Consider the following 26,257-nt stretch of genomic DNA (forward strand, 5'->3'; position numbering starts at 1 on the left):
GGACTCAGGACCTGCGTGGTCCCATCACTGAGCAGGAGTGAACCCTAGGCGCAGAGCCTCGCTACGCGCGTGAAGGGCTTGGAGTGCTTGTGTCTCGGGCACCTCCTGGCCGTTCTCCATCCGTCTCCCGACGGACTGGGCCAGCTGCCTCTGCCAGGGTTCGAGGTTGTGCGTCTCCTTGGCCCACCGCTCCAGCGCGTACCACTCGCCGGTTGGCACAACCAGGAGTTCCTCGACCGCCCCCTCGGCGTCCGGGCTGCCGCCGGCCAGTGCTGCTTCGTCCAGGGGCAGGTCCAGGAGCTCGGCCGCCAGGGCATCGGGGACCGTCCAGCGCACTCGTGAAACGGCGTCCCAACACCCCACCTTCTTGGCCCACTCGCCCACGTGGTTGCCCTCCAGCGGGTTCGTCACCGCCTCCATGACGCGGGGGCACAGATCGTCCACCGCGGCTTCCAGGGCGGCGGAGATCCCCTGCTCACGCCAGATCCGGTCAAGGTCGATCCGCTGCTCGGTGGCCAGGGACAGTCTCGCCATCGTGTACGTCGTCACAAGGCTCTTGTGACTGCCCGCCCCATGGCCGGCGGCAACCTGGTCCACGGCCTTGAACAGGATTGCCATTGCGATCACCCGCTGGCAGTACTGGATGTCGACACGCGGTGGCGCCTCGTCGGTACGCAGCATGAACTCGACAAAGTTCTTCTGTGCACCCCGACTCACCAGGTGGGGCAGCTGGATCCACGAGTGGACGAACTTCGCCAGATCGGCCTTGGTGAACCTCTTCTTCGTCGGATTGATTCTCTTGAACTGGCGTTGCCGGGCAGGCGTACGGGCTTTGGCAAGCTCGTACGTGTACTGGCCGCGTGCCCGCTCGTAGAACCAGTGCGTCTCCTGACCACTGCCGTCGGCCGCGGGAGCCCAGAGGGAACGGGTGATCCGCTGGATCGCCACGTGGTACTCGTGGTTCGAGCTGAAGTCGACCTGGGTTACCCGGTTCTGCGTGTTCGAGTACTCCGAGATCTTGGGAACAATCTCGGTGAGACGCTCGGGCGAGACCTCCGTCAACTTCATCTGGACCCGGACCTGGGACAAGTCGGCCTTGTCCCGTGACCGGGCATAGTGGAGTGACGCCGTGGTCTGCCCGCCGTTGACGATCTGGAGGCCGTGTACGCGGGAGATGTGGGTCGGCTCTCCGTCCGGGCCCGTCACGAAGTCCACCTGGGAGGCCGTTGCCGTGATCCCGTTGTTGTAGGCCAGGAAGCGGCCGGGCGCGTGCAACAGGGTCTCCCGGATGCCTCGGTTCACGGAACCACGGGCCTGCAGGAACGAACGCACATTGAGTTCGAGAAGCCGTGTCCCGTGCTCCGCGTACAGCTCCGCCAGCATCTCTCCGGGTATCACAGCGAGCACGACGGAATGGTCCCGCTCCGAACTCGGAGCGGAAACGCAGGGCAGCGGAGGCGTGAAGGGAACCACGATGGGCTCGCTGAGCGATCCCGACGTCTCGTGACGGTGCAGCCGCGCCAGGTCCCACACCTCGTGGACGACCGGGAGGCCGTCGAAGTGGGTGGGCGGGACCTCCACGGTCGTGGCGACGCGGTTGCTGAGGAGGAGGAGCCTGATCCTCTGCACCTCGGTCAGGGCCTTCTCGACCGCCTCGCACATGTCGTACACGTCGAAGGACTCGTCAATATGTTGCTGCAGGCCCTCCTGGCAACGACGCGCGAAGGTCAACAGCCGTTTGAACGAGGTGTCGGCCTGGGCCTTGGTGAGTTTCGTCTCCAGCGGGGCCAGGTGGAAGTCGGTGAGGAAGAGGTCCAAGGACTCACCCGCCTCTCCGATGCCGTACGCATGGACCTCGTGACCGTGGGCCTTGTGGTACGCGCTGAAGGTGTTGGAGACGACGCCAGCCTTCTCCAGGTCGAACAGGACCCTGTGTGTGAACGCCTCCGGAGTGGTCGTTCCCTCGGCGTCCGCGGTCGCCTGAACGTCAGCGACGAGGCTCCGGGAGTACTCGGCCAGGTCCTGCTTACTCATGGGCTTCCCCGATCAACATGCTCACATCGTCGACTGACGCCAGGTAGCTGTCCAACCCCGAGACGGTCACGTGGTAAGTGCAGTCGCTGACGCCCTCGGGAAGGTCCGACTCGACAAGCCTGGGAAAGCCATCCCGAACGTGCCAGAAGCGCAGGTCACGAACGGTGTAACGAGGTTCGTCATAGAGATCGTGATGCCCGGGCAGGTATCCTGCCTGGATCAGCAGGCCGTCGAATCGGGCCCTAGCAGCAGCGCTGGCAAGGTGCCCCCGGACGCTCTCCACACGACGGTTAAGGCTCTCGCCGGACCCACCCCGTCGTTCGTCGAGCACCATCATGCACAGCAGCAGGTGCGGGACACCGGTGTCGTCCAGCTGTCGCTCACTCGCTATGCGGACGCTGCGGGGGTGTTTCGCGGCACTGGCCTTGACCTCGATCGCGACCCCAGGGAGCTGGAAGTCCTGGTTGGCGCCTGTCGGTCCCGTCCAGGACTCCACAGCCTCGATCTCGGACAGGGTGCTCAGGAGGTGGTCACCAAACACCAGAAGTTCCCCGTAGAGTCCCCTCCGCGCCTCCGCTCCCAGCCCGTCCGTGCCAACCGTGCGCAGGAGATCCTGCCAGCGCTCGAACCTGCTCACGGCGGCTGTCAGAGCGTCGGCAGCGGCCGGCGCTGAACGCGCGGTGTCGGCCACGTCGGTCACGAGTGGGTTGAACACTTCCCGGAGGTCGTTCGCCGTGAGGACCAACTGGAGTTCGTACTCGAGACGGGACACCGCACTCAGCTGCATCTCGATGCCGGCCGCCCGGGGCAGTCGCCCAACCGAACGCACGATGTGGTCTGCCGAGCGGGCGTCGGCCCTGAGTACCAGCATGCGCTGTCCCCCCGGATGGGCGACGGAGAGGAACACGTCCAGCGGGGAGTCCGGATGCAACCGACGGCTGGAGCGTCCTGGCGAGTCGTGAGGGCGCTCAAGCTCGTGCCAGTCCTCCTCGGTGACCGTCACGCCGCGTCCTCCTCGTCGAGGGCGTAGATGTCCTCCTGCAGGTAGATGCTGTTCGCCACGTACTCGGTCTTCGACTGGTTACGGGAGTAGGGAAAGCTCACCTGGAAGCCCACCAGCGGCAGGTCCGGGGAGTCGTCCTCGGATCCCGGTACTTCAATGGGATAGATGAGTAGCAGCGCTTGGTCGGGACGTCGCTGACGACGGAGGTACGGACCCGACGGGTGCTTCGGGACCGAGGTCTTCTCCTTCTGCTTCGCTGCTTTCCCAGCGGCCTCCCGTGCCGCCTCAAGCTGTGCTTTGTCGAGGTCGAGGCCCTCGTCGCGCGGGCTGAGGACACGACGGATCGTGTACCGCCCCTCTGCTCTGAACTCCGGGTTGAGCGGGGCACGCGTAACTGGTCCGACCGAGTGCCCGGCGACGTCCACGGGAGTGGCCGCCGACTTGCCTACCAGGCAGACGGTCCAGTTGCCCAGCTCACCCACCTTGGCACACTGTTCGATGTACTTGGCGATGAGCCGGGGACGGACCCTCTGGGCCATGCGGTCGGTCTCGTAGGAGGCCACGAACTCGGAGACCACTTCCGGCGGTACCCCCCGCCACATCACCGTGCCGCCGCTGACCGCTGTTTCGGGTTCCGTGATGCCGTCGAGGTGCCGCACCAAGTCCTCGAGCGACTTGAAGTTGCGCTTCACAGCTCGGTCGGCAAGGTTGAAGATCACCGTCTCCGGCCCCTCGCCGGAGTAACTGAGCAGGATCCTCTCACTCTGCCTCATCTTGTTCGCCGCAGTGACCATGAGCCCCAGCGACGACGAGCGGACCTTCAGACCGAACTGCCGGGGTGTAAGACCGAGCGTGGCCATCTCCTCGACTTCGCGGCGCAGTTCGTCGGTCGCAGCCGTGACCTCCACGTAGGCGTCCTCGACGGCAGGCGTGGTGTACAGCCTGCACAGGTCCTCGTACCCGGGTCGGTACCCGAACCACCTGCCCATCTGGAGCAGCGTGTCGTACGTGTTGGCCCAGCGCAGGTAGTAACTGACCGTGAGCCCTGAAAGCGTGAGGCCCCGGGACAGCTTCTGGCCGCCGATGGCGATGACAGAGAGACCGTCCTTGCGGTTGTCGTAGTAGTCGAGAGCGTCCCGGGAAGTGCCGTTCACCGCCTTGACCTGGATCTTCCTGATCGCGTCCAGAAGCTCCGTCGACACCTGCTCCCAGGTCAGAGGTTCAGCCTCGTCAGCCGGGAAGTGCGCGGTGGTGGTAACGAAGTCGCGCTCCCAGAGTTCCTGGAACTCCGCAAGAAGTTTCGGCCCTTTCCCGTACCGGTCACGGAGCGAGTCCACAAGGAAGTGCAGATGGTCCTCCACCTGTTCGCGAACAAGGCTCTGCACAGCCGTGAACCGGGTCACGTGCACCAACATGGAGTTGTGCACCCTTACCTGGCCCCTGGCCCGGCGAGCCGCGCACGAGAGCACGAACGACGCAACAGCCTCACGCAGAGACCGAGGCAGATCCCCACGGGGCCTGTCGCCGGCCTTGTGCCGGCTCGGCAACCAGCTGTCGGAGTCGTTCACGTGACGCACCAGCGGCAACGGATGCACGTCCTCCTCATCCTCGTCATCCACCTGGAGTCCGAACACCCGCTCCGGGCCGAGATAGTTCGAGGGCGAGGGGAGGCTGCGGATGAAGCTCTCCGGGAAGAGATCTCCGCCCACCTCGTCGTGGTCTGCATCGGGGTCGATGTAGATGTTGGCGAACGGGGTGGCCGTGTACCCGACGTACGCCGCCCTGTCGAAACTGTTGATGAGGTTTCGGATCGCCCTGTTTGTCCTGGTGGGGTCGTCGTCGGGATCGCGGACCGTGTTGATCGACGCGTTGTCGGCCTCGTCGTCGATAACCAGGAGCGGAACGTCGCGCACGAGCTTGCGGCCGTTCTCGCCCTCGGTGCCCTGCACGTCGGTCACCCACCTGCGCAGGTACTCGAGAATCTTCCAGTGCTTCTTGACGACGAGCACGACAGGAAAGCTGCCGAGCGGGAAATTGATCGTTGCAGCGGCCTGGCGTCCGAAGTCCCCCTTCTCGGAGCTGTTCGTCGGAGACGCGATGTCAAGCTTCTTGCCCTGCAGTGGCATGAGTCCAGCACCGATGGTGCGGGAGTCCCCGTTCTCGTTGGAGCGCATCTGGTGCTGGGTGTCGAATCCCAGCAGTCCCTCGTCTATGCGCAGTTGCGTCTGGCTCCGGAGGTCGTTGTGGATGCCGGCGAGAACAACGACGAGCTTGTAGCCCGCGTCAACCGCCTTGGAAGCGAGTCCGATGTACTGTCCGGTCTTGCCTGACTGCACCTGGCCGATCACGAGCCCCTTGCGACGCCAAGGGCCGGGCCGCCGCGGGTCCTCCAGTTGGCTCAAAACCTCGTCCGAGGTCTGGTCCAGCCGTCGCACGACCGAAAGCGGCAGGTCCTCGACATCCTCGAGGAACCAGCGGTATCGCTCCCAGAAATCCCAGGAACGGTTGTTCTTCGCCTCAGGGAGCCAGGGCTCGTGCCCCTTGAGGTCAACGAGTCCCAGGGAACGCTCCTGGAACACCGTGATCATGGCCTCGATCTCCTTGGCCAGCTGGTCCCGGTCCAGATCCTCCCCCTGTGCGGCCAACATGCCGAAGATCGCGTTGACCGCGACCTGCACCTCGTTCGGGCTCGGCTGCCGATCCTGTGGCAGGAAGCTGCGTACCAACCGCTTCGCCTTTGCGAGGGGTTCGTCGGGGGTGGAGCTCACGGGGAACCTCCAACTGGTCTGAGACGGTATGGAGCAGAGTATGTGGGACCGCCGACAACAGGCTCAGGTACTCCAGAACCCCTGTAGCTGGTCGAAGGGAGACATGGTGCGCAGCCGTTCGCGCGCTGCAGCAGGCGAACGGCCACCCGAGACAAGGGACTCGTAGATGCGCTGTGCGACCTCGGTCGCAGTCTCGTCAGCGGGACCCGCCCCGCCGAAGGGTTGGGGATCGTCGCTGGTGTCGGTCTCGTGCATCACACGGAGTGTGGCGACGGGTACCGTCTCCTCCAGGAGACGGATCAGAGCACGGGCGTCAGCGGGGTTCGCGCCTCCCTGCCTCAGCGTGGCCTGGACCAGCGGATGACTGCGGTTGATCCGGCAGGTGAGCCGACCGTCCGCACGACGTACGTTCCAGATGTACACCAGGGGATCGCCGTGTGTACGTGCGGCGACCTGGCCGCGGTGTCGCAGCACCTCTGCGGCCCTCGTGCGGGCCTGACGTGCGATGCGATGAAGGTGGGGTCGTAGGCTGACAGGCGGGACGACGCTGGACTTTCGCACGTCTACTCCCCACTCGGCATCTGATCCAGCCGGGATGTCGACAGAGATGCGAGCGAGGTTGTACTTCTCCTCGCGACGCATCCCGCGCTGCCCCAACCAGTCCCCCGCAAGAATCAGACGGTTGCGCCGGTACACGTAGAAGCCCTGCTGATCAAGCCATCCCTGCGGTCCTGCCGCTTGGCTGAACTCATCAGAGGTCAGGCGGTGGGCGCTCGGGAGGACGAACGCTTCGACCCTCACTGATCCGTTACCCAGGGGAAGTTCCTCGGCAGGCAGCCGCTGGACCGAGGGATGAGCAGTCATGAAGGGGTCCCAGGGCTGTACGGCGGTTCCTGAAACCCTTAGAGCGCGTCGCCGGGTTCCCACGAGGAACCGTGCGAAGACCATGCCGAGATGCGCCTCGGTGCGTGTCGCCTCGGCGTAGAACTGCTTCTGGGTACGCTCGTCGTCCTCGGTGACAGCGGCGGTGTGATAGCCGTTGAGCCGACGCCACAGCACCACCGTGCCATGGCCGCCGCAAGGCCGGAATCTCTGGAGAATGGCGGCGGTGTCGTCGTCGGCCCCGTGGAGCAACCGCCACTCGCCGTACTTCTCGACCACGTCGAGGTCCCACGTGCGCGTGTGCCACTGGCCGTCGCAGGCTGTCGCCACGGTGAGCTGTCTCGCCTGCGAGAACGACGCGGACTTCAGACCGACCCCGAACCGCCCCAGATCAGTGGGCGAGCGAGGCGTTGCCGGTCCTCGCGCCGCCACGGTCATGGCCGTGACGAGTTCCTCCTGGCTCATGCCGTCGCCATCGTCCACGACCGCGATCCAGGAGTCGCTTCCGGCCCAGGCGAACTCGGCGTCGATGTTCTGTGCCTTCGCGGAGATGCTGTTGTCGACGAGATCGGCAATCGCTGCCGGCAACGAGTAGCCCAGCGAGCTCAGCGAGGCGACCATCCCGGCGGGCTCGGGAGCGGCGATGTCGTACGTCATGTGTGGTCCCAGTCCCACTTCTCCCCGGGACCCTCGGTCGGTGCACAGCTGTCCCGGAGAGCCAGAGGCACCAGGCGGGCAGAGACCGCGATTGGAACATGCCTGCCAGGCCGGTCACGCAGGGCTCCCCCCACCCGCCGCTAATGGTACTGGCACGGAGAGGACCTCCGTATGTCCGCAGCCAGGAGCAGTCGTTGTGCTTGCAGCTTGGGAGCGACGTGGTGCAGGCTCCCCCGAGGCTGGCTGCGCGTCCGCTTCAGCTACTCCCGCGACCCGGCTATCGCTCGGAAGTACCAGAGTGCGTTCGGGCTGTGTTCCAGCCCCGCGCCTCGGCGGCCCGCCGGATACCTGTGCCATGGGGCCAGACCGGAACGAGACGAGAGGAGCGATGGCAATCGTCAGCGCAACCAGGCGTGCAAGCGACTGATGTGAATGGGCCAAGGGCAGGGTTACGGTGGGGTAGAAGGTCGCTGACAACTACTTGGAGCCGCCCGTGATTCCGGTCGTGGACATAGAGGTTGACCCCAGCTTTCCTGCCAATGTGGCGTTAGGTCTGCCACCTGAGGACGAGATCGATGAAGAGGGATACGGGTTCTTTCGGGGAGTGTGGGACATCGGCGATGTGAGCCACGAGGAAGCCGTCGCCATGGTCAAGGAGGAGCGACACCTCTCCAACCTGGTCGACCGTGCCGCGCTGACCCACGTTGACTTCGAGGCAATCGCTAGTGCGTTGGAGTCAAACGACCCGGACAGCCTGCCAGCAAGCTTTGTCGCCGAGCATCCCGAGAGTGAGATCGTCGAACTCGTCGGGGACGGCTATACCGCCGAACCACTTCTCGGCTCCCTTGAACTCGGCGTGGCGGGCCTCTCGTATGCCCTTACATCCATTGGCTGCTTCACTGCAGCAAGCTGCCGGAGCCACCTGTCCGATCACTCACGGTCTCCGCGGCCGGTTGTCTACTTCGCAGCGGAGCGCCCGACCGTCCACTGGCTGACACCGTTGGTCCGCGACACAGGTTGCGGATTCGACGACGGCAGCAGCCACGGACGGTTGCTGATCGTGGAAGCGCCGTCGATCACGAACTTCATGGACTTGGCCAGCCGCATACTGAGGCGGGTGGAGCGGCAGTCCCCTCGCAGGTAGGTAACTGTTGCCGGATCGGCGGCTTTCGATCTTGAGCAGCATCCGTCGAACATGCCCCGGCTTCGGCGTGCAGAGCTACCTCTCGCGATCACCCGGCCTGGAGCTGCTTGATGACCTCCTCGACCATGCGTCCTGCTGGCCGCAGCCGGGGATCCTCAGGGTGCGCGTACGGACCAAGAAGCCTTGAGCAAACGAACAGCGTCATCAGCTTGCCGTCCCGAGTCTCGAAGTCGCGCCGGCGCTCCCGCCACACGCGATCAGCCAAGGCTGGGATCGCAAGGGAACTCGCCCACAATGTCGCGCTGTCCAGCCCCAGCGGCGCGCTGCCCCAGTCCTCCCAGTCGAAGTGGCTGAACACCGGTGCGGTGATATTGGCCCAGTTCAGGTCGGCGTGAGCTGGCACCCACCGCTCGACGGTCGTGTCGAAGTCCTCGGGGAAAACACTGCGGATGGACGCAGTGACGAGCTCCTGGGTAATGGTGGCGGTGTCCGGCGTGGCGATCCGCCTCGTGGGCTGCGACGCCAGCGCGTCCAATGTGGCGTTCAACGCCCTCCACCACTCGTTCGGAAGCTTCGGAGCCTCGCTCAGCACAGCGGTGCCGACAGGAGGGCTCGGCAGGAGCTCAGTCTCGTCTGCCCGCCACATCGCCGAGCCGTCTCCCGCTCGCCAGACCATACATCCGTGCCATTCGGGCTGTGCGACGCCTTCGAGACGTGCGGCACACTCTGTGCCGTTCCACCCCTGTTCTGGGATCTTGGAGAGTGCGCGCCGCTCCACCCGGACCCACGTGTCACGGTCTGTCCGGGCCCCGACGGTCCGACGCTTGCGGATCACCGAATCCGGGAGTAGGGACACCTGGAGACACCGCTCAACCCGATCAAGAACCTCGTCGACCGGCTCCACCCGTAGATCAACTGGCTGCGTAGCGGGACTCGAGAGCGCCATACCGGCGACCGTAGCAGCGGAGCGAGCCCGGCTCAGGCAGTCGAGGCATCGGCGCAAGACGGCTGGCCTCTCAGGTTCGGCCTGCGGACAAAAGACGTTTCCGCCAGGGATGGTCCGGGGCGGTCACCGCGATCGAATCCGCTAGCCAGACGCGTTGCGACTCGTCCAGGAGCGGCAATACCGCTTCGAAGTCAGTCTCGTCCTTGGCCCGTGTGGCCTTCGTCTTGTAGAAGAGCTGCACGTCGGGCGCAAGGTAAGAGATTCCGGTCGGACTCCTCCGCCCCACTCGCCCGAGCGGAAGTCGGACTCCTGGATCGCGCCGCGAGACCCACTGGGCGCCCTCGGCCTCGTCCAGCATGAGTTGCACTGACCAGGGCGCCTCACTTGTGCGTCTGCACCAGATGTCGTGGAGGGGCACTTCGAGCATCTCGCCCGGACGCCAGGGACGAAGGCGCCCCGCGCCAGGCGGGTCCGCAACGTGCATATCCCAGTCGCTCAGCATCTCTCGCACGAGCGCCTGGTCGCGGCGGAGGACCAGGACGTCGAGATCACCGTGCGGGCGTAGCTCGCGACCGACGGCGAGTTCGATCGCGTACCCGCCGGCGATCCACCACGGGAAGTCGGCTCCGGCGAACATCACGGCTAGGTCCTCCGGACGAGCAGGCACCCAGCGCCCCAGTTCATGAACACTCACCCGTCCATGCTTTCAGCGAACGAGGCTCTGGTAGAGGGGGACACCGCAGGTGGGCAGAATGCAGTGGTCGGCTATGGGGTGAGCCGGTTCGGTCCGCGGAAGAGGAAGGTGGCCTCGCGGATCGACTCCAGGCCGAGCATCACCATCAGTACGCGTCCGAGGCCCATGCCCAGACCGCCGTGCGGCGGGCACCCGTACCGGAACGCGTTCAGGTAGTCCTGCATCGGCTCCGGGCTCATGCCCTTCTCGGCGGCCTGCTTCAGCAACACGTCGTAGCGGTGCTCGCGCTGGGCGCCGGTGGTGATCTCCAGCCCCTTCCAGAGCAGGTCGAATCTAAGGGTCACGCTCGGGTCGTCGGCCGGCCGCATGTGGTAGAAGGGCCGGATACCCACCGGGTAGTGCGTGACGAACACGAACTCGTGGCCGGTGGCCTGCCGGATGTGGGCGCTGATACTCCGCTCACCCTCCGGGTCCAGGTCCTCCTTGATCTTCTCCGGATGCCAGCCGCCCTTGCACAGGATCTCGTGCGCCTCGGCCATGGTGATGCGGGGGAAGGGCGTCGTGGGGACCGTGATCTCCACGCCGTACTGCTCGCGGACGGCCTTACCGTGGGCGTCGGCGACCTTGGCGATGGCGTGGGTGAGCATCTGCTCCTCGAACGTCATCACGTCCTCGACGCCGTCGATCCAGGCGAGCTCGACGTCGACGCCGGTGAACTCGGTGGCGTGCCGGGAGGTGAACGACGGCTCGGCACGGAAGACGGGGCCGATCTCGAAGACCTTCTCGATGCCGGCCGAGATCGCCATCTGCTTGTAAAACTGCGGCGACTGGGCCAGGTAGGCGCTGCGGCCGAAGTAGCCGAGCTCAAAGACCTCCGTTCCGGACTCCGAGGCGGTGCCCATGAGCTTGGGGGTGTGCATCTCCGTGGCGCCCTGCGCGTAGGCGTACTCGCGCAGTCCCTGTTCCAGGGTGGTCTGCACGGCGAACATCAGCTGGGCGGCGGGACGGCGGCGCACGTCCAGGAATCGCCAGTCCAGCCGGTGCTCGACGCCCGTCTGCTCGTCGATCGGCAGCGGGGTGATGGCCGGGTTCAGGACCTCGACGGCCTCCGGAACGATCTCCAGGCCGCCGAGCTTGACCTGGGCGGCGTCCACGACCCGTCCGGTGATCTTGACGGCGGATTCGGGAGTGAGGGCTTGGAGCCGGGCCTCCAGCGGGCCGTTGTCACGCTTGTGGGTCACCTGCACCATGCCGGTTCCGTCGCGTACGACGACGAATTGCATCTTGCTCTGCAGGCGCAGGGTGTTCACCCAGCCGAAGACGGTGACAGTACGGCCGACGTGTTCTCGCAGGTCGGAAACGTGTACGCGGCTCTGGATCATTGCGGTCCTCCGAAGGACATCGTCATGATCCCTTGGGAGTGCGGGCGAGAAGGGCCTCGCGGTACCACCGCACTTTCACCGCCACCAGGTGGCGGCCTCGTTCTGGCCTGGTGACGGGGGCCGGCTGGCGGGGCATTGGGCCATAAGAGGGGGCCGTTCCTCCCCGAGCTCGGGAGGGTCTTCGCCTCGGGGCGCGAGACCGCCTTCCCAGCTGGCGGCGGCTCTCTCTGCTCGCGTGATCCCGGACGCCACGGGCGAGCAGGGTGCGGATGGCGCCGTACGCCTGGTACGTCTTGCCCGTGCCCGTGGGGCCGGCGATCAGCAGCGACGGGCCTTCGGCGATGCCCGGCCCCCCCAGGGCCGGGGCGCCCGGCGCGGGCGATCTCGTCAGCCCAGGCAGTGACCTTCGGGTGGTCGGCCAGGGCTCGGCGGTATCGGGCGGGGATCCTGGCGTCGGCGAGTTCCAGCGCGGTGACGGGCTCGGCGTGCCCTTCCTCGACGGCGGCGGTGGCGAGGTCGATGCCGCGACTGGCAAGGATGCCGTTGAGCCGGTCGGCGAGCGGGCCGACCCGGTGGGGCTCGCGGGTGAGGGTGGCGGTCAGAGGTCACCTCCGTAGGCGGCTTCGACATCGGCGGGGTTTGTCCACGCCCTGTGGACAACCGGCGCGGCGGGGGCCGCGTTCATGGCTTCGTGCACGAGGCTCGGCAACGTGCTGGGGTGCAGGCCCTTGGCGCGGTGCAGTCCGAGTCCGGCCCGGATGTGATCGGGGGCTATGCCCTCGTCGAGCAGCTTGCGCACCTGCTGGCCGAGATGGCCCAGGACGTCCTTGGGTGGCCGGGGTGTGCAAGCGACGGCGTACTCGGCGATGAGCTGGTTGGCCGAGACGGTGCGAGGTGCGGGGGCGCTCGCGCCCCCCCCGAAGGGGTATCTCCTAGATCCATGATCCTAGGTCCTAGATCCGGACCGTGAGGTGTCACCGCTCCCGCACCGAGCCCTCCCTGCTTCCTCACGGAGGACTCCGTGAAATCGTCCTGACCTGCAGGTTCGCCATTCGGAGCGGGGTTCGCCGCAGGGTTGCGTACTTGCCCGGACCCTCACGGAGGGCTCCGGGAGACAGCGGTGCGGGCTCCGTGACGCCAGCCCCCGCAGCCGGCGTGCCGACGCCGGACGCGGTGCGAGTCGGCGTGTCGTGGCGCGGGCAGGCTGGCAGGCGGCTCGCGCTGGGGCGGTTGATCTTCTGATGCTGCCGCCAGGTAACGATGTGCAGGTAGCGCTTGTCATCCGGGCCCTTGTAGCGGCATATCAGCCCGGCGTCGGCGAGCTGGGTGAGGTCCTGCTCGACGGCGGAGGGCGTGTGTTCCGGGCGCAGGACCCACAGTTGCCCGGCGATGATCGCGGCGTGGCGGCCCTGGTCGTCAGCCTGGGTGAGCAGGCCGAAGAAGGTGCGCTCGGCGGTCAGGGAGACGGCGGCCAGGGACTCGGAGACGAAGGCTTCAGGCTTGATGGTGCGGATTCGTGCCAAGAGGGGCGGTCCTCACTCGGTGGCCGGTGGGCTGGGTGCCCACGGTTCACCGTCGGTCGGGGGCGGAGACGGGTGTGAAGGGCGGGAATGTACGGCCGTTGACGCGGGAGCGTTGATTGCCGCTCGCGCTTTCCGGGGTGTCGTCAACATAGCCACACCCACGGCGCGCAAGTCCAGCCCTATCCGGCGCAATCTCTCACGGCAGAAATGTCGCTGGAAATCGAATCGGCGAGGGCGGTGCGAAAACGGTGGGGCACGATTGGCGGTTGACCAAATAGTTGCCCCGCATCCCGAGCCAGAAGGATCACATCCGGAAGCCGTTGACACCCCGCGAGCGGCGAAGCTACAACACAACTCCCCACGTCAGAGAGGGTCTCTGGTGTTGGGACCCGTTCGGGGATCCGGCCTTGCGCAGCACCCCGACCGCCTCGCTCACCGATTGGGCGCGGCGCAACATAGCCGACGATCGCCGGATAACCAAACCGGCGAATGCACGCTACAACTGGAGCCATGGCAGCACGACCTCTGGAAATTGGGCCCGCAGGAATGCTGGCGGCTCGCACCATCGAAATCCTCCGTACGGAACGCGGCCTTGGGCAGCTCCAACTCGCCGCGCGGCGTACCGCTTTGGGCCGTCCTATGTCCAACACGATGCTGTCCCGCATCGAACTCGCCAAGCGGCGATGCGATATCGACGGCCTCGTCGCCATCGCCGAAGCCCTGCAGGTATCGCCCGGCGCCCTCCTCCAGGGCCCGGGCGCCACCTGAGCCGCCCACGCATCCCCCCGCCCTCGCGACCAGGAGCCGCCCCCCGGGTCGGCCGCGCCTACCGCTTCACCGCCGAGCACCTCGCCGAGATCATCCGCCTCTACGAGGAGCGGCCGGCACAGCCTGCGCAGACAGCCGCCCGGGCGACCGAGCCGCTCTCCGAGCCCGGTACGCAGACCGACTTCGCGCAACGTCGCCGCCCCGCCGTGGCGCCGGCGACTCGCCTGCGGGCCCGCCCGCCGCGTCGACAGCAGCAGTACAGCACTGTCGCGTGACCCGATCGCATCTGCCGTAGCCGAGGACAAGGAAGAGGGGGACAGCGGAACTTGGGTTTCGCGGAGAAGCGCGGAAACTACTGGCGCGGCCGGTACAAGGTCGCGCCCGGCAAGCACAACACGGTCGTCGACGAGAACGGCAAGGCGATCAGGTTCGCCACCAAAGGCGAGGCCCAACGGGCAGCGGCCGAGGCCGAGAACAAGTACCGCCGCGGCGACTGGCGCGACCCCACCCTCGGCCAGGAGACCTTCGGCGAGTACGCGAACCGCTGGTACGAGGCCTAGGACCTGGCGGCCTCGACCATGCAGAACTACAAGCGCCACATCGAGGAGCACCTGCTCCCCGAGTTCGAGGGCAAGGCACTCGCCGGCATCCTGCGCACGGACGTCGACCTGTGGGAGAAGAAGGAGAAGGCCCTCTATGCCGCCTCCAGCGTCAAGACCTGGCGCTCGACGCTCCACCTGATCTTTGAGGACGCGATCGACGAGGGCCTGATCACGTCCAACCCGGCCGCTCGGCGGCGGGGGCGCGGGAAGCGTGCCGGCCGATCCCGAGACCGTGGTCCGGAGAAGGTGGTCACCGACGCGCTGGGCATCCTGCTGACCGCCGAGCGCGCGGCCCTGCTCTCCGGCCGTGACGACGAGTTTGTCGCCGTGGTCCTCAAGGGGTACACCGGCATGCGCTGGGGCGAGATCGTCGGCCTGGAGACCGCGTTCATGCGCCCCGGAGCCGTCCGTGTCGAGTGGCAGCTGTACGAACTCGACACGGGAGAGCTGGTGCGCTGCCCGCCCAAGGACGACAGCTACCGCACCATCGACTCGATGGACTGGCTGTCCGCGCTGGTTGCCAACCACATCGCCCGCACGAAGCCCGTGCCGTGCCCCTGTCACGGCAAGACCTACGTCTTCCGAGGGCAGGGCGCGGCGCGAACCGGTGGCCACCAGGGCGCGAAGCTGGTCGACGTCGCCCGTCGTGCCGGCGTTTCGACGGGCACGGTGTCCAACGTCCCCAACCACCCCGAACGCGTCGCCGAGGCCACGCGAGAGAAGGTCGAGCAGGCCATCGCGGACCTTCGGTTCGTGCGGGGCGGGGTCGTGCCGGAGCATGCCGCCCACTGGCGCAGGAACGGTTTCGCAACCTGGCTGTTCACGCCGACGGTCTCCGGCTGGTACCCGAAGAAGGCGCCGCAGGAGCCCCGGCCGGTGCCCTTGCTCGGCGAGCCTTGGCCCGGTGTCCCAGCGCGGGGGCGAGGTGCCAGCGACCGGGCCGACGCCTGCTGGCTCCCGATAGCCAAGGGACTCATGCCCCACGGCCTTCGAGACCAGGATGCGGTGGCCGTCACCTATGCCGAGAACGCCCTTGTCGAAGAGTTTGTGGTGCAGCGAGCACAGGCACAGTCCGTTGTCGACGTTGTCCGGGCCGTCGAACGCCCACCAGCGCACGTGCGCGGCTTCCAGCCCGACGGGCGCCGTGCCGATCATGCCATCATAGCCGCAGAAGGCGCACTGGTACTCGTACGCGGTCAGCACCATCTCCCGCATCCGGCGGTCTCGCTGCCGCCTCCCGGGTGCTACCAGAGCTTCAGTCTCCGCCAGTTCCAGTTCCAGGCCCACCGCGTCGCAGAGGTCCTGGTGCAGCGACGCTGGGAAGTGCAGATCCAGCAGCACCCTTGCCATGCGGCCCAGCAGCGACGGTTCCCGCCGGAGCGCCACCTGAAGGTCTGGCGCCAGCCGCCCAGTGGCCCGGCTGGCCCGTAGTTCCCGCACCCCGGTGCCCGGGCTGCCGCCACCGTGCTCGGTCCGCACTTCCCACACCCCGTCGCTGACCAGATGATGGAAGGGATAGGCGGGCGTGGTTTTGCGCGGCGGACCGTACTCCGCCAGCAGTTGCTTCAGATCCGACTCCACCGCGCTGTACGGCAACTCGTCCGCGGTATCCGTCTGGAAACGGCCCAGCGCGTACAGCAGCAGCAACGGCTTGTGCGGCGCCCGCACACCATCCCGACTCCACTGCCTCAGCTTGGCGGCACGCTCCAGCCAGTCCATGACCGTGATCGTAGTGATGCTTGGCCGCACATCATGCTGTCCGGGCTGTAACTCCTCCTGCGCCTGCGGCTGGCGCACCGGCTTCGCCCCTGTGCCTGCCGGCCCGCCATTCCAGTGCCTGGGGTTCCTCGGTGAACTCGATCAGATGCTGTCCGGCGAACCGTTGCAGCGCATCGCGCACCTCTGCCGGGGTGGCGTAGAAGAACTCCTTCCGGCTGTTGACCTGGTCGACCCGCTGCGAGGCGAACTGCCGGTGGAGCTCCGTCTCTAGGCCGACCGCGTCCTTGCTGAAGATCAGCGCGTGCACGTCGAAGCGGAAGGGCACAGCCGCGCCGCTCAACTCGTAGATCCGCTCCAGAGGTTCGAGCCGCCTCGTCATGCCGATCTTCACCATGCGATCGCCGAAGCGCCGATGTTCGAGATGACGTACACGTAGCCGGCGCGGATGTTCGCTTTGCGGGACTCGACGTCTTGGAGGGCGTCCTCGATCTCGGCCAGTTTGGCTTGCAGCTCCGCGACACCCGCTTCGTCACCGCGCTCGCGCAGGCGTTCAAGTGCTGCCTGATAGTGGCTGAGTTCCTTGTCCAGTTTCTCGCGCTGCCGGTCGAGTTCCCGCTGGACCGCTGCCTCCTCGCGCTCCCGGGCACGCGCCTCGCGCTGGGCTTCCTTCTCCTCTTCCTTCTTCTGCAGGAAGTCGGCGGTGAGTTCCAACTCCCTCACGCGCGCGTTGTGATACTCGTCGGTGATTCGAATGTGCATCGTCGCGCCCAGCTTGGCGATCGTCTCGCGGCTCTTGTAGAGCCGGTCCACTAGGGAGCTCAGCCGGTGGGGCCGCATGGACCGCACGGCGTAGTCGGCTTCGGCGTTGTAAGCGCGCAGCATGAGCTTGGAGAAGTCGCGGACCATCTTCTGGCCCTCGCGTTTGGAGCCGTTGACTGTCCAGTCCGTTGCCGCCTGGACGGCGCGGCCTGCACGGGCGAGCGTCTTGATCTCGTTCTGCAGCGTGTCGAGTCGGCTGCGGTACGCGATCGCGTCGTGCAGCGCATGCCGGTAGGCATTAGATCCCAGCCTCCTGCAGCATGGCGGTCTCGTCGGCGTTGACGATCAGGCCCTGCAGTTCGGCAAGCCGCCGCTCGGCGTCGGAGACGTCCTTGCGGTGTCGGTCGGCCTCCTTTCGGACCCGCTCGGTCTCCTTCGCCGTCTCACGCGCGTCCTTGAGGATCCCCTCGGCCTCTTCGGAGGCTTCGGCGGACGCCTTCTCACGCAGCGCGGCGGCTTCCGCCTCGACCTGCCGCACAAGATCGGCGACCCGCGCGGCATCCAGCCCCTGAGTCCTTGCGATCCACGCGCGCAGTTCTTCGACCTCGGACACGGCATTCGAACGCCGACGCCCGAACAACCCTCCCTTTCGAGGCGGCGGCACCTTGGCCGTGGCCGGCACCGCGGAGGCTTCCGTGGCAGGGCCGACAGCGAGGGGGTCGGTGGTGGAGCCGACTTCAGGAACCCATAGCTGCCATCCCACCGGCATCGGGGGCCACGAAGGGTCGGGCCGCCAGTCCGGCGGCGGCATCCATCCCGCGGGCGGCACAGGCCAACCCGGCGGCGGATTGAAACGGTAAGTAGTCACTCCCCACCCCCTCGTCCCTGAGGCTCCCCAGCACACAGGGCGCCGGATAATCCCGGCAAACGCAGAGTGACATTTTCTTGGTGATCAGCCACCCGATCACTCGCATATCCCACCTCGTGACCATCCTGTGACTATGCGTGAGGCCCTCTCTGGTCGGTGCCGGGGCGCAGCCATCTCGCGCGTTGCCTTCGTAGGGCGGCGTCAACCTGATGATGCGGACCTCGCGCCGGTAGTTATGGCAAACGTCCCGTGATGTGTCCAACACGCCTGGCTCAATAGACACATGGAGATTGGCGAGCACTGGGCCTACCGCGCGAGGCCGAAGGAGCTGGGCAGCCCTGTCAGGCAGGTGGAGATCGTTCGGGTGGGCGGCCGTGGCAGGTCTGACTGGATCCACATCCGGTTCCTGGAAGGGGATGACGCTGGCCTGCAGGAATGGGTCAGTCCCGGCTGCCTCGTAGCACCGTGGTCAGACGTCGATGCGTTCCGCGCGGATGACGAGGCAGAGCTCAGACTGGCCGAGGCGTCACGCCACGTACGGGGCGGTACGGAGTTCGAGGCCGCGCGCTTGATCCTCGGGTTCGTCCGGCCGAAGAACAGGCTGCGCCTCCGCCGAGGGGTGGCGGACGCGGGAGTTCTGGAACTGAGCCGACTCGACGAGACAGCGCCGCTCATCGGAATGGACGCCACCGCGCTCCGCAGTGACCCGATGGTGCACGAGAACCGCGCCGGCATGTGCCTGGCCGGCTGGCCGGTCACCGAGCGCGTCGCCCGTCAGGTAGCGGGCCGCCTCGCCGACGAGATCCTCCCGGAAGTGGACCGCAAGCAGCAGGACGTTGCGCAGGAACGCACACGGCCCACCTGGGGACCCTACAGCCGACGGGACGACCGCAAGTTGGACGCGGAGGCGGCCGCCCTGCGAACCGTCCGGGCATGGTGCGGAGCGGACAAGGCTGACCGCTACGACGAGTTGGTCGCTCTGCGCGCCGAGGTCATCAGGCTCGGCGAGCTGGTGGAGAAGGCGGTCAAGGCCCTACGCGACCGTGGGCACGGCGTCATCGCCTCCACCATTGAGCGCGACCTTGGCGTCCATATCGCCAGCCTTGATCCTGACGTGCGTCGATAGAGCCGCGCCACGGCTCCGGGGCCGGCTTCGGCGGCTCGGGCCGTGTCGCAGGCTGCTCCCTCTCCGGCCGGTGCGGGTTCCAGCCGCCGAGAAAGGGCCGTAGCTGATCTTCGGTCGGCTCCGCGTGGAAGTCGAGAGCGGCCAGGCCCTTGCCGTTCATGGTGGGGTCCAGACGGTCGGCCTCCGCCTTCCCCCAGGCCGACCACTCTCGCAGCCTCTCGGCTTCGACGGCGTTGTCCGATGCTGCGGCGGCTTCGTCCAGTGCGCCGCAGAACACGCGGATCTCTCCGGCCACCTTCCACTGCTCCAGGGCTGTGCCGAAGTGCTCAGCCCGTACGGCGTGGACCGCCTTGACCGAGGCGGCACTGACGGCCGACTCCCACTCCCGCCGCTCGCGCTCCTCCCGCTCCGCTTCCAGACGCCGACGTTCCGCCTCCTGCCGTTCCCGCTCCTCGCGCAGGCGCCGCTGTTCGGCCTCCCGTTCCAGCCGAGCCCGCTCCTGCTCCTCCGCGCGAGCCTTCAGCGCCCGGAACACTGAGCCGACCTGCTCCTCCAACGGCTTCTTGGCGGTGTCGGCCCATTCCTTCTTCCAGCCGTAGCTGTGGCCGTAGCCGTAGCCCGAGTGCTGGCTGATCAGCAGCTCCAGCTCGCCGGACGGCTCGAACCTGTGCGCCGGCGTCACCCGCTGCCAGTCGTACGTACGTCGGCCCGGCTGCTTGGGCACGTACCGGACCTGCTTCTGCCGTTCGCGGAAGCCGACCTCGTACGTCCTGCCTTGGACGGTGAGCAGGGGCCTGGGTTGCTTGCGCTTCTTGGACACCGTGATCTCGCCGTGGCGGGCGAGTGCCTGCTCGGCGAGGAGCCGGAGAAGCGAGAGGACTCGGGGCAGGACCTCCTCCGAGAGCTCGAAGGCGCTGTGGTCCGCAGTGACTGCGGCGATCACGTCCTCGACATCGCTGATCATCCGGCTGCGTGCCAGCCGGATCCGGTTCCACTCGGTGTCGTCCTCCCCGGACACTCTGAGCAGACCGAGGAAGAAGTCTCCCTTCGCCCGGCCGCTGTACTTCAGGTGGTACCCCTCGGGCGCACACTGCCGGGCTGCGTCGAAGGCCCTGCGGTAGCGGGCTCGCTCCTGGTCGCTGGGGTTCGGGATCCGGAGGAACCGCCCAGCTTGCTGCACTTCCGCGATCAAGGCGGCTCCGATTTCCGCCGACGACGCCTGTGGGGGCTTGGCGGTGCGTTGCGGCGCCGGCTGCGTCGTGGACGGAGCTGTGTCTTGCTTCTGCGCAGGAGGGGCAGGCCGTGTCCGTTGTTCGGAACCCGCCGACCGCTGCTTGCGCGGCGCCGGTTCCGGCCGGTCCGGGTGATGGCCGTGTTCCAGGTAGAAGCGCCCCGCGTCAGTGATCTCCGCCTGCCACTTCCCATCCTGCTTGGGCATGGTGATCAGACGCCGCTCCTTGAGCGCGCGGGCGGTGAGGGCGAGCTCTGGGCTGTCCGACGTGACGGGGTCGGCTCCGTCCCCGATGCGGGTGAGGAGTGCGAGCTGCCGGTCATTTAACGGAGACCATCGGTGCATGGCGATCGTCGTACCGCCTGTGATCGGCCTCACACAACCGTAGGGATGACCCTTTCCCAGCGTGAGCGGCAAAGAGCGGGCTGGACGGCGGACGGCCGCTCGCTGGGAGCCGCCGGGAGCCGGTTTCTGGAAGTTGGCTCCCAAACGGCTCCCAAAACGGGGCAACAAAGCAAATCAGGCTCGGTGCTGATCTCTCAGCACCGAGCCTGACCTGGTGTTTCTCTGTCGGGGTGGCGGGATTTGAACCCACGACCTCTTCGTCCCGAACGAAGCGCGCTGCCAAGCTGCGCTACACCCCGATGCTCTCCGGGCTCCTGCTTTCGCAAGTCCCCGGCGCAACGAGCTCTACTTTAGCGGACCGGAGCCCGTAGGCGAAATCCGGTTTCGGGAGCCGCGCAGGTGGGGGCGTACGCGGTCGAGGAGGACCAGGGCGAGGGCCAGTACGTAGAAGGCCAGACCGAAGACGACGGCGTTGACGGCGATGCCGTCGTAGCCGTGCAGATCGACGTCCAGGAAGGGGTACGGGTAGCGGCCCTCGGTGCCGGGGGCCAGGAGGAGGCCGCGGACCAGGGCGAACGGGAGGTAGAGGAGGGGGTAGACCAGCCACTGCCAGGCGTGGCGCAGCAGGAAGCCGGCGGGCGCGGTGAGCAGAAGCCAGTCGAGGGCGGCCGCGAGCGGGGTCACGGTGTGCAGGAGCTGGTTGGCGATCGATTCCAGGGGGGTGCGCTGGCTGGTCATGGCGAAGCCGCTGGCGTCGTTCGAGAGCACGAAGTGGAAGACCAGGCCTGTGATCGATATGTAGAGCAGCGCCGCGCCGGTGATCCGCGGGGAGAGGGCGGGGCGGGCGGTCCAGGCGCGGTGGGCGGCCCAGGCGAAGGTGACCGCCACCAGGATGTTGGACTGGATCGTGAAGTAGCTGAAGAGCCTGCCCACGTCGTCGGAGTCGATCGTGTCCAGGACGATGCCGGTGAGCGCGGCCAGGGCCACGAGGGCGCGGAAGGCCGCCGCGAAGGGGCGGCGGCCGGCCGGGACGACTGCGGAGGCGGGGACGCCCGCCGCGTCGGACGTGCCGCGCCGGGCGGCGGAGAGGGTGGTCGGGTCGGTCATCCCCCCACCGTACGGTGGGCTTCCGGAACCCCCCGGCCCCGTCGCGCGGCTCAGTCGCGGGCGACGAGGGTGAGGAGGGTGGCCTCCGGAGGGCAGGCGAAGCGGACCGGGGTGTAGCGGTTGGTACCGCAGCCTGCGGAAACGTGCAGGTAGGAGCGGTGGCCGCCGGCCTTGTGGGTGGAGAGGCCCTTGACCCGCTCGGGGTCGATGTCGCAGTTGGTGACCAGCGCCCCGTAGAAGGGGATGCACAGCTGGCCGCCGTGCGTGTGCCCGGCGAGGATCAGCGGGTACCGGTCGGCGGTGAAGGCGTCGAGGACCCGGAGGTAGGGGGCGTGGACGACGGCCATGGAGAAGTCGGCGTCCTCGCGGGGGCCGCCGGGGACCTCCGCGTAGCGGTCGCGCTTGATGTGCGGGTCGTCGAGGCCGGTGAGGGCGATGTCGTAGCCGGCGACCTTGAGGGTGCCGCGGGTGTTGGTGAGGTTGGCCCAGCCCGCCGCGTCGAAGCCGTCGCGCAGCTCCTCCCAGGGGTTGTGGATCGCGCCGACGACCGGGGCGTTCCCGTTCAGGCCGTGCCGCCCGCTGGCCCGCTCCAGCAGATAGCGGGCGGGGTTGCGCAGCTTGGGACCGTAGTAGTCGTTCGAGCCGAAGACGTAGGCGCCCGGGAACTCCATCAGCGGGCCCAGCGCGTCGAGCGTCTCGGGCACGCCCTCCGGGTCGGAGAGGTTGTCACCGGTGTTGATCACGAAGTCCGGGCGCAGCCCGGCGAGCGACTGCAGCCAGCGCTGCTTCTTGCGCTGTCCGGAGACCATGTGGATGTCGGAGACCTGGAGCACGCGCAGCGGCCGCATGCCGGGCGGCAGCACGGGCACCGTCACCCGCCGCAGCCGGAAGGACCGGACCTCGAAGCCGGCGGCGTAGGCGATGCCGGCGGCGCCGACTGCCGCAATTCCCAGGGGTACTCCGTATCGAGCGCGCATGGGATACATGGTCGCAGACCGCGGGCCCGTACCCGGCAGGGGCTGTGGACAACCGGGAGTTGCCCCTCGCCCACCCCCCCCCCGCCGCGTTAATCCGGCGCGTCTCCCGTCGCCCAATGCGAAGATTGCGGCATGACCACGCTCAAGGCCAAGCTGCACGACGACCTCACCACCGCCATCAAGGGCCGTGACGAGCTGCGCTCCTCCACCCTCCGGCTCACCCTCTCCGCCATCGCCTACGAGGAGACCGCGGGCAAGTCCGCCCGTGAGCTCTCCGACGACGAGGTGCTGAAGGTGATCACCCGCGAGGCGAAGAAGCGCCGTGAGGCCGCCGACGCGTTCGACAAGGGCGGCCGTGCCGAGCAGGCCGAGCGGGAGCGCGCGGAGGGCGAGGTCCTCGCCGCCTACCTGCCGAAGCAGCTGTCGGACGAGGAGCTCGCCGCGATCGTCGGCGAGGCGGTGGCCGAGGCCAAGGCCGGCGGTGCCGAGGGGCCGAAGGCCATGGGCGCCGTCATGAAGATCGTGAACCCCAAGGTCGCCGGGCGCGCCGAGGGCAGCCGAGTCGCCGCCGAGGTCAAGCGCCTCCTGGCCGGCTGACCCTGCAGACAGCGGGCCGATCCCGCAGACAGCGGGCTCATCCCGCAGACGTACGAGAAGGGGCGCCCGGACCGTTTCGGTCCGGGCGCCCCTTCTCATGGGTGAGTCCGCTCAGCGGCTGCCTGGGTGAGCGCGCTCAGCGGCCGCCGTCCTGGCCCGTACCCGGCTGGCTGTGCCGGCCGGTCGTGCCACCGTTCTTGCCGCTGCCCCCGCCGCCCGGCTTGTTGCCGCCAGGCTTGTTCCTGCCGCGCCCGTTGCCCGCCGTGGCGCCCTTGTCGGTGTCGCCCTTGCCGGCGTCACCACGCTCGCCGCCGCCGACGGAGACCGTGTCGAAGGACGGGGCCTCCTTGCCCTCCAGCGCACCGGTCATCGCGTCGCGCCAGATCGGACCGGGGGTGTCACCGCCGTAGACCTTGTCGTGGTACTGGCCGCCGATGGTGATGTTCTCCATCTCGACGTCCTTGCCCGGACCGCCGACCCACACCGCACCGGCCATGTTGGGGGTGTAGCCGACGAACCAGGCGGCCTTGCGGCCGTCCGTCGTACCGGTCTTGCCGGCGCTGTCACGGCCGGACAGACCGGCCTCCTTGCCCGTGCCGTCCTCGACGACGCCCTTGAGGAGCGTGTTCACCGTGTCGGCGGTCTGCTCGGACATGGCCCGCGAGCACTTGGTCTTCGGCACCGGCAGGCTCTTGCCGTTCGGACCGGTGGCCGAGGTGATCAGGACGGGCGTGCAGTACGTGCCGCCGTTGGCGAAGGCCGCGTACGCGGAGGCCATGGTCAGCGGGGACATGCCCTGCGTGCCGAGCGCGATCGACGGCACCTGGTCCATGTCGGCGCCGGAGGCCGGCTTCAGGCCGAGCTTCTCCGCCATCTTCGTCACCGGGCAGGTGCCGATGTCACCGATCATCTGGATGAAGTAGGTGTTGACCGACTTGGCGGTCGCCTCCCGCATCCCGTACGGGCCGGACTCGCTCCGGTTCTCGTTGCTGACGGTCTCGCCGCCGGAGTTCCTCCAGGTGCCGGTGCACGTGTCCACGGCGTCCGGGTAGGGCATCTGGTAGGGCGACGCGTACGTCTTGTTGGGCGAGATGCCCTCCTCCAGGGCTGCCGCCGCGAGGATCGGCTTGAAGGTCGAGCCGGTCTGGAAGCCGTAGTTCGAGCCGCCCCGGTTCTTGTCGGCCGAGAGGTTGATCTGCGTCTGGTGGTCGCCGAAGCCGTACGGGCGCGACTGGCCCATGCCGAGCACCTTGCCGGTGCCGGGCTGGACGATCGAGATCGCGGTGGCCACCGAGTCCGACTGGTAGACGTGGTCGGTGATCGACTTCTGGACGGACTTCTGCGTCTGCGGGTCGAGGGTGGTGCGGATCGTCATGCCGCCCTCGTTCCAGCGCTTGGCCCGCGCCTCCTTGGTCTTGCCGAAGACCGGGTCCTTGAGGAAGACCTCGCGGACGTAGTCGCAGAAGAAGCCCGCGCCGCTGACGGCGGTGATGCAGCCGCTCTTGGGCCGGGTGACCTTCAGCTTGACGGGCTCGGCCTTGGCGGCGGCCGCCTCCTCCGGGGTCACGGCCTTGAGCTCGGCCATGCGCTGCAGCACGGTGTTGCGGCGCTTGACGGCCTCGTTCGGGGCGTTGACGGGGTCGTAGCGGCTCGGCGACTGGACGATGCCGGCCAGCATCGCCGACTCGGCCAGGGTGAGGTCCTTCGCGCGCTTGCTGAAGTAGCGCTGGGAGGCGGCCTCGACGCCGTAGGACTGCTGCCCGAAGAAGGTGATGTTCAGGTAGTTGTTGAGGATCCGGTCCTTGCCGAGCTCCTTCTCCACCTGGATGGCGTACTTCAGCTCCTTGACCTTGCGGCCGAGGGTCTGCTGGGTGGCCACGGCGACCTTGTCGGGGTCGTCGCCCGCCTCCTCGATGAAGATGTTCTTGATGTACTGCTGGGTGAGCGTGGAGGCGCCCTCGGAGACGCCGCCGGACTGGGCGTTCTTGTTGAGCGCGCGGAGCACGCCCTTGAGGTCGACCGCGCCGTGCTCGTAGAAGCGCGCGTCCTCGATGGCGACGATCGCCTTCCGCATGTACGGGGAGATCTCGTTCAGCGGTACGACCGTACGGTCCCGCGAGTAGACCTTGGCTATTTCGCCGCCCTCGGCGTCCAGGATTGTGGTGCGCTGGCTGAGCGGTGGGGTCTTCATACTGGCCGGAATCTCGTCGAACCCCTCGACGGACTCCTTGGCCACCAGCCCGAAGGCCCCGACGGCAGGCAGGGCCAGGCCCGCCAGAACCGCTCCGGAGAGCACGCTGACACCGAGGAACTTGGCGGCCATCCGGGTCCTGTTGGACCCCTCGCCCGAGCGCTTCTTACCCATGGAGGGAAGCCTACGTTCTCATTCGGCGGACAGACGCCCGTGTGTTCGCCTACGCTGTTTCACGCCAGTCACTGCGATGCGGTTCAGCACCACCTCTGCCTTCACTCTTGTGGGTGATGAGAGGTGTCCGTATTGCCGTCCGTGTCACTCTCTGAGTCTTGCGACCCGGGTGATCCGACCTGATATGGCTGATTGGCCGTTAATGTCGCCCGGTCACTCCGTTGGGTGATCTGCCGCGTACGCATAGTCCGTTCGGGCCATCCAAGATTGGGCCCGAAGGGGGTGTTGCCCCCTGCCCGCCTTCCGTAACGTCCTCAACTGGCAACGGTGAATATGCCGCTGCCGCCGTGGGGGAGCCCCGATTCGGGAGAGGACGGCGCCAGCATGGGCTGGGTAACCGACTGGAGTGCGCAGGCCGCCTGCCGCACTACCGATCCGGATGAACTGTTCGTTCAGGGCGCTGCGCAGAACAGGGCCAAGGCGGTGTGCACGGGGTGCCCGGTGCGCACCGAGTGTCTGGCCGATGCGCTGGACAACCGCGTCGAGTTCGGTGTGTGGGGCGGGATGACCGAGCGCGAGCGCAGGGCGCTGCTGCGGCGCAGGCCGACGGTCACCTCGTGGCGCAGGCTCCTGGAGACCGCCCGGACGGAATACGAGCGCGGGGCGGGGATCCTGTCGCTGGGCGACGAGGAGTACGGCGAGTACGCGGCTGTCGGTTAGTCAGTCCCGGCGGTTAGTAGTCCTGGCGGTTTAGTCAGTC

The 26,257-nt window shown here is 67.5% G+C and carries 20 protein-coding genes, 1 tRNA gene and 4 pseudogenes; 7 read left to right on the top strand and 18 right to left on the bottom strand.

The genetic code is table 11. The features are described 5' to 3' along the window. Positions 1–24: 24 nt before the first annotated feature. From ACFZCD_RS07560 to ACFZCD_RS07575, 4 genes are all read right to left on the bottom strand, one after another. Positions 25–2,034: an AIPR family protein gene (locus ACFZCD_RS07560; protein ID WP_391828843.1), complete on the bottom strand. Its 2,010-nt coding sequence runs from the start codon at positions 2,032–2,034 to the stop codon at positions 25–27. After that, positions 2,027–3,037 carry a PD-(D/E)XK motif protein gene (locus tag ACFZCD_RS07565; protein ID WP_391828844.1) on the bottom strand — a complete coding sequence of 337 codons (1,011 nt, stop codon included), beginning with the start codon at positions 3,035–3,037 and terminating at the stop codon, positions 2,027–2,029. Before ACFZCD_RS07565 ends, ACFZCD_RS07560 begins: the two co-directional genes overlap by 8 nt. Continuing rightward, a complete protein-coding gene (locus ACFZCD_RS07570) occupies positions 3,034–5,805 on the bottom strand; it encodes a Z1 domain-containing protein (RefSeq protein WP_391828845.1) in 2,772 nt (923 codons plus the stop codon). Before ACFZCD_RS07570 ends, ACFZCD_RS07565 begins: the two co-directional genes overlap by 4 nt. 63 nt (positions 5,806–5,868) lie before the next feature. Beyond that, entirely contained in the window at positions 5,869–7,344 is a 1,476-nt protein-coding gene (locus ACFZCD_RS07575; protein WP_391828846.1) for an ATP-binding protein, read from the bottom strand. A 493-nt stretch (positions 7,345–7,837) separates the two neighbouring features. On the opposite strand from ACFZCD_RS07575, the gene ACFZCD_RS07580 reads away from it, so the two are divergent. Beyond that, on the top strand, positions 7,838–8,488 hold the full coding sequence (locus ACFZCD_RS07580; protein ID WP_391828847.1) for a hypothetical protein: 651 nt from the start codon (positions 7,838–7,840) through the stop codon (positions 8,486–8,488). Positions 8,489–8,576: 88 nt separating this feature from the next. Here ACFZCD_RS07580 and ACFZCD_RS07585 read toward each other — a convergent pair whose 3' ends face one another. The 5 genes and pseudogenes from ACFZCD_RS07585 to ACFZCD_RS07605 form a co-directional block, all read right to left on the bottom strand. Then, on the bottom strand, positions 8,577–9,434 hold the full coding sequence (locus ACFZCD_RS07585; RefSeq protein WP_391828848.1) for a hypothetical protein: 858 nt from the start codon (positions 9,432–9,434) through the stop codon (positions 8,577–8,579). A 70-nt stretch (positions 9,435–9,504) separates the two neighbouring features. Then, positions 9,505–10,071 carry a nucleotidyltransferase domain-containing protein gene (locus ACFZCD_RS07590; protein ID WP_391829016.1) on the bottom strand — a complete coding sequence of 189 codons (567 nt, stop codon included), beginning with the start codon at positions 10,069–10,071 and terminating at the stop codon, positions 9,505–9,507. 128 nt (positions 10,072–10,199) lie between these two features. Beyond that, positions 10,200–11,510 carry an aspartate--tRNA(Asn) ligase gene (gene aspS, locus ACFZCD_RS07595; RefSeq protein ID WP_391828849.1) on the bottom strand — a complete coding sequence of 437 codons (1,311 nt, stop codon included), beginning with the start codon at positions 11,508–11,510 and terminating at the stop codon, positions 10,200–10,202. Between the two features lie 241 nt (positions 11,511–11,751). After that, positions 11,752–12,112 (bottom strand): annotated as a pseudogene (locus tag ACFZCD_RS07600) (ATP-binding protein); the annotation flags it as partial. Beyond that, positions 12,109–13,033 (bottom strand): annotated as a pseudogene (locus tag ACFZCD_RS07605) (hypothetical protein). The pseudogenes ACFZCD_RS07600 and ACFZCD_RS07605, both read right to left, overlap by 4 nt. A gap of 510 nt (positions 13,034–13,543) precedes the next feature. On the opposite strand from ACFZCD_RS07605, the gene ACFZCD_RS07610 reads away from it, so the two are divergent. The 3 genes and pseudogenes from ACFZCD_RS07610 to ACFZCD_RS07620 form a co-directional block, all read left to right on the top strand. Further along, positions 13,544–13,801 (top strand): helix-turn-helix domain-containing protein, encoded by a 258-nt coding sequence (locus ACFZCD_RS07610; RefSeq protein ID WP_391828850.1) that lies wholly within the window; start codon positions 13,544–13,546, stop codon positions 13,799–13,801. Further along, a complete protein-coding gene (locus ACFZCD_RS07615; RefSeq protein ID WP_391828851.1) occupies positions 13,717–14,076 on the top strand; it encodes a DNA-binding protein in 360 nt (119 codons plus the stop codon). Before ACFZCD_RS07610 ends, ACFZCD_RS07615 begins: the two co-directional genes overlap by 85 nt. Positions 14,077–14,127: 51 nt before the next feature. After that, positions 14,128–15,396 (top strand): annotated as a pseudogene (locus ACFZCD_RS07620) (LacI family DNA-binding transcriptional regulator); the annotation flags it as partial. Here the strand turns inward: ACFZCD_RS07620 and ACFZCD_RS07625 are convergent. The 4 genes and pseudogenes from ACFZCD_RS07625 to ACFZCD_RS07640 form a co-directional block, all read right to left on the bottom strand. Then, positions 15,390–16,122, bottom strand: a pseudogene (locus ACFZCD_RS07625) (phosphorothioated DNA-binding restriction endonuclease); the annotation flags it as partial. The pseudogenes ACFZCD_RS07620 and ACFZCD_RS07625 sit on opposite strands and share 7 nt — an antisense overlap. 31 nt (positions 16,123–16,153) lie before the next feature. After that, a complete protein-coding gene (locus tag ACFZCD_RS07630; RefSeq protein WP_391828852.1) occupies positions 16,154–16,516 on the bottom strand; it encodes a GIY-YIG nuclease family protein in 363 nt (120 codons plus the stop codon). Continuing rightward, a complete protein-coding gene (locus tag ACFZCD_RS07635; protein WP_391828853.1) occupies positions 16,510–17,028 on the bottom strand; it encodes a DUF4041 domain-containing protein in 519 nt (172 codons plus the stop codon). Before ACFZCD_RS07635 ends, ACFZCD_RS07630 begins: the two co-directional genes overlap by 7 nt. Positions 17,029–17,179: 151 nt before the next feature. Further along, positions 17,180–17,494: a hypothetical protein gene (locus tag ACFZCD_RS07640; protein ID WP_391828854.1), complete on the bottom strand. Its 315-nt coding sequence runs from the start codon at positions 17,492–17,494 to the stop codon at positions 17,180–17,182. Between the two features lie 538 nt (positions 17,495–18,032). Between ACFZCD_RS07640 and ACFZCD_RS07645 the strand changes: the two genes are divergently transcribed. After that, positions 18,033–18,875 (top strand): PE-PGRS family protein, encoded by an 843-nt coding sequence (locus tag ACFZCD_RS07645; RefSeq protein WP_391828855.1) that lies wholly within the window; start codon positions 18,033–18,035, stop codon positions 18,873–18,875. Here ACFZCD_RS07645 and ACFZCD_RS07650 read toward each other — a convergent pair. From ACFZCD_RS07650 to ACFZCD_RS07665, 4 genes are all read right to left on the bottom strand, one after another. Then, positions 18,805–20,451 (bottom strand): PE-PGRS family protein, encoded by a 1,647-nt coding sequence (locus tag ACFZCD_RS07650; RefSeq protein WP_391828856.1) that lies wholly within the window; start codon positions 20,449–20,451, stop codon positions 18,805–18,807. The genes ACFZCD_RS07645 and ACFZCD_RS07650 overlap by 71 nt on opposite strands. 225 nt (positions 20,452–20,676) lie before the next feature. Beyond that, a tRNA-Pro gene (locus tag ACFZCD_RS07655) sits at positions 20,677–20,750 on the bottom strand. A 46-nt stretch (positions 20,751–20,796) separates the two neighbouring features. Continuing rightward, positions 20,797–21,558: a Pr6Pr family membrane protein gene (locus ACFZCD_RS07660; protein WP_391828857.1), complete on the bottom strand. Its 762-nt coding sequence runs from the start codon at positions 21,556–21,558 to the stop codon at positions 20,797–20,799. A 50-nt stretch (positions 21,559–21,608) separates the two neighbouring features. Next, positions 21,609–22,535 carry a metallophosphoesterase gene (locus tag ACFZCD_RS07665; RefSeq protein ID WP_391828858.1) on the bottom strand — a complete coding sequence of 309 codons (927 nt, stop codon included), beginning with the start codon at positions 22,533–22,535 and terminating at the stop codon, positions 21,609–21,611. A gap of 132 nt (positions 22,536–22,667) precedes the next feature. On the opposite strand from ACFZCD_RS07665, the gene ACFZCD_RS07670 reads away from it, so the two are divergent. After that, on the top strand, positions 22,668–23,132 hold the full coding sequence (locus tag ACFZCD_RS07670; protein WP_391828859.1) for a GatB/YqeY domain-containing protein: 465 nt from the start codon (positions 22,668–22,670) through the stop codon (positions 23,130–23,132). 136 nt (positions 23,133–23,268) lie between these two features. On the opposite strand, the gene ACFZCD_RS07675 is transcribed toward ACFZCD_RS07670, so the two are convergent. Next, the gene (locus ACFZCD_RS07675) at positions 23,269–25,497 is read right to left on the bottom strand and encodes a transglycosylase domain-containing protein (RefSeq protein WP_391828860.1); all 2,229 of its coding nucleotides are present in this window, start codon (positions 25,495–25,497) and stop codon (positions 23,269–23,271) included. 384 nt (positions 25,498–25,881) lie between these two features. Here ACFZCD_RS07675 and ACFZCD_RS07680 point away from each other — a divergent pair, with 384 nt between their 5' ends. Next, on the top strand, positions 25,882–26,217 hold the full coding sequence (locus tag ACFZCD_RS07680) for a WhiB family transcriptional regulator (RefSeq protein ID WP_235481528.1): 336 nt from the start codon (positions 25,882–25,884) through the stop codon (positions 26,215–26,217). The last annotated feature ends 40 nt before the right edge of the window (positions 26,218–26,257 follow it).

The sequence above is a fragment of the Streptomyces sp. NPDC008001 genome, assembly GCF_042958085.1.
In the GTDB taxonomy this organism is placed as follows: Bacteria; Actinomycetota; Actinomycetes; order Streptomycetales; family Streptomycetaceae; genus Streptomyces.

Coding starts and splice junctions, on each gene's coding strand:
- ACFZCD_RS07630 (WP_391828852.1), bottom strand. CDS start 16,516: ATGGTGAAGATCGGCATGACGAGGCGGCTCGAACCTCTGGAGCGGATC.
- ACFZCD_RS07635 (WP_391828853.1), bottom strand. CDS start 17,028: ATGGTCCGCGACTTCTCCAAGCTCATGCTGCGCGCTTACAACGCCGAA.
- ACFZCD_RS07615 (WP_391828851.1), top strand. CDS start 13,717: ATGCGATATCGACGGCCTCGTCGCCATCGCCGAAGCCCTGCAGGTATC.
- ACFZCD_RS07650 (WP_391828856.1), bottom strand. CDS start 20,451: ATGCACCGATGGTCTCCGTTAAATGACCGGCAGCTCGCACTCCTCACC.
- ACFZCD_RS07560 (WP_391828843.1), bottom strand. CDS start 2,034: ATGAGTAAGCAGGACCTGGCCGAGTACTCCCGGAGCCTCGTCGCTGAC.
- ACFZCD_RS07680 (WP_235481528.1), top strand. CDS start 25,882: ATGGGCTGGGTAACCGACTGGAGTGCGCAGGCCGCCTGCCGCACTACC.
- ACFZCD_RS07665 (WP_391828858.1), bottom strand. CDS start 22,535: ATGCGCGCTCGATACGGAGTACCCCTGGGAATTGCGGCAGTCGGCGCC.
- ACFZCD_RS07610 (WP_391828850.1), top strand. CDS start 13,544: ATGGCAGCACGACCTCTGGAAATTGGGCCCGCAGGAATGCTGGCGGCT.
- ACFZCD_RS07575 (WP_391828846.1), bottom strand. CDS start 7,344: ATGACGTACGACATCGCCGCTCCCGAGCCCGCCGGGATGGTCGCCTCG.
- ACFZCD_RS07670 (WP_391828859.1), top strand. CDS start 22,668: ATGACCACGCTCAAGGCCAAGCTGCACGACGACCTCACCACCGCCATC.
- ACFZCD_RS07675 (WP_391828860.1), bottom strand. CDS start 25,497: ATGGGTAAGAAGCGCTCGGGCGAGGGGTCCAACAGGACCCGGATGGCC.
- aspS (WP_391828849.1), bottom strand. CDS start 11,510: ATGATCCAGAGCCGCGTACACGTTTCCGACCTGCGAGAACACGTCGGC.
- ACFZCD_RS07645 (WP_391828855.1), top strand. CDS start 18,033: ATGGAGATTGGCGAGCACTGGGCCTACCGCGCGAGGCCGAAGGAGCTG.
- ACFZCD_RS07590 (WP_391829016.1), bottom strand. CDS start 10,071: ATGTTCGCCGGAGCCGACTTCCCGTGGTGGATCGCCGGCGGGTACGCG.
- ACFZCD_RS07585 (WP_391828848.1), bottom strand. CDS start 9,434: ATGGCGCTCTCGAGTCCCGCTACGCAGCCAGTTGATCTACGGGTGGAG.
- ACFZCD_RS07660 (WP_391828857.1), bottom strand. CDS start 21,558: ATGACCGACCCGACCACCCTCTCCGCCGCCCGGCGCGGCACGTCCGAC.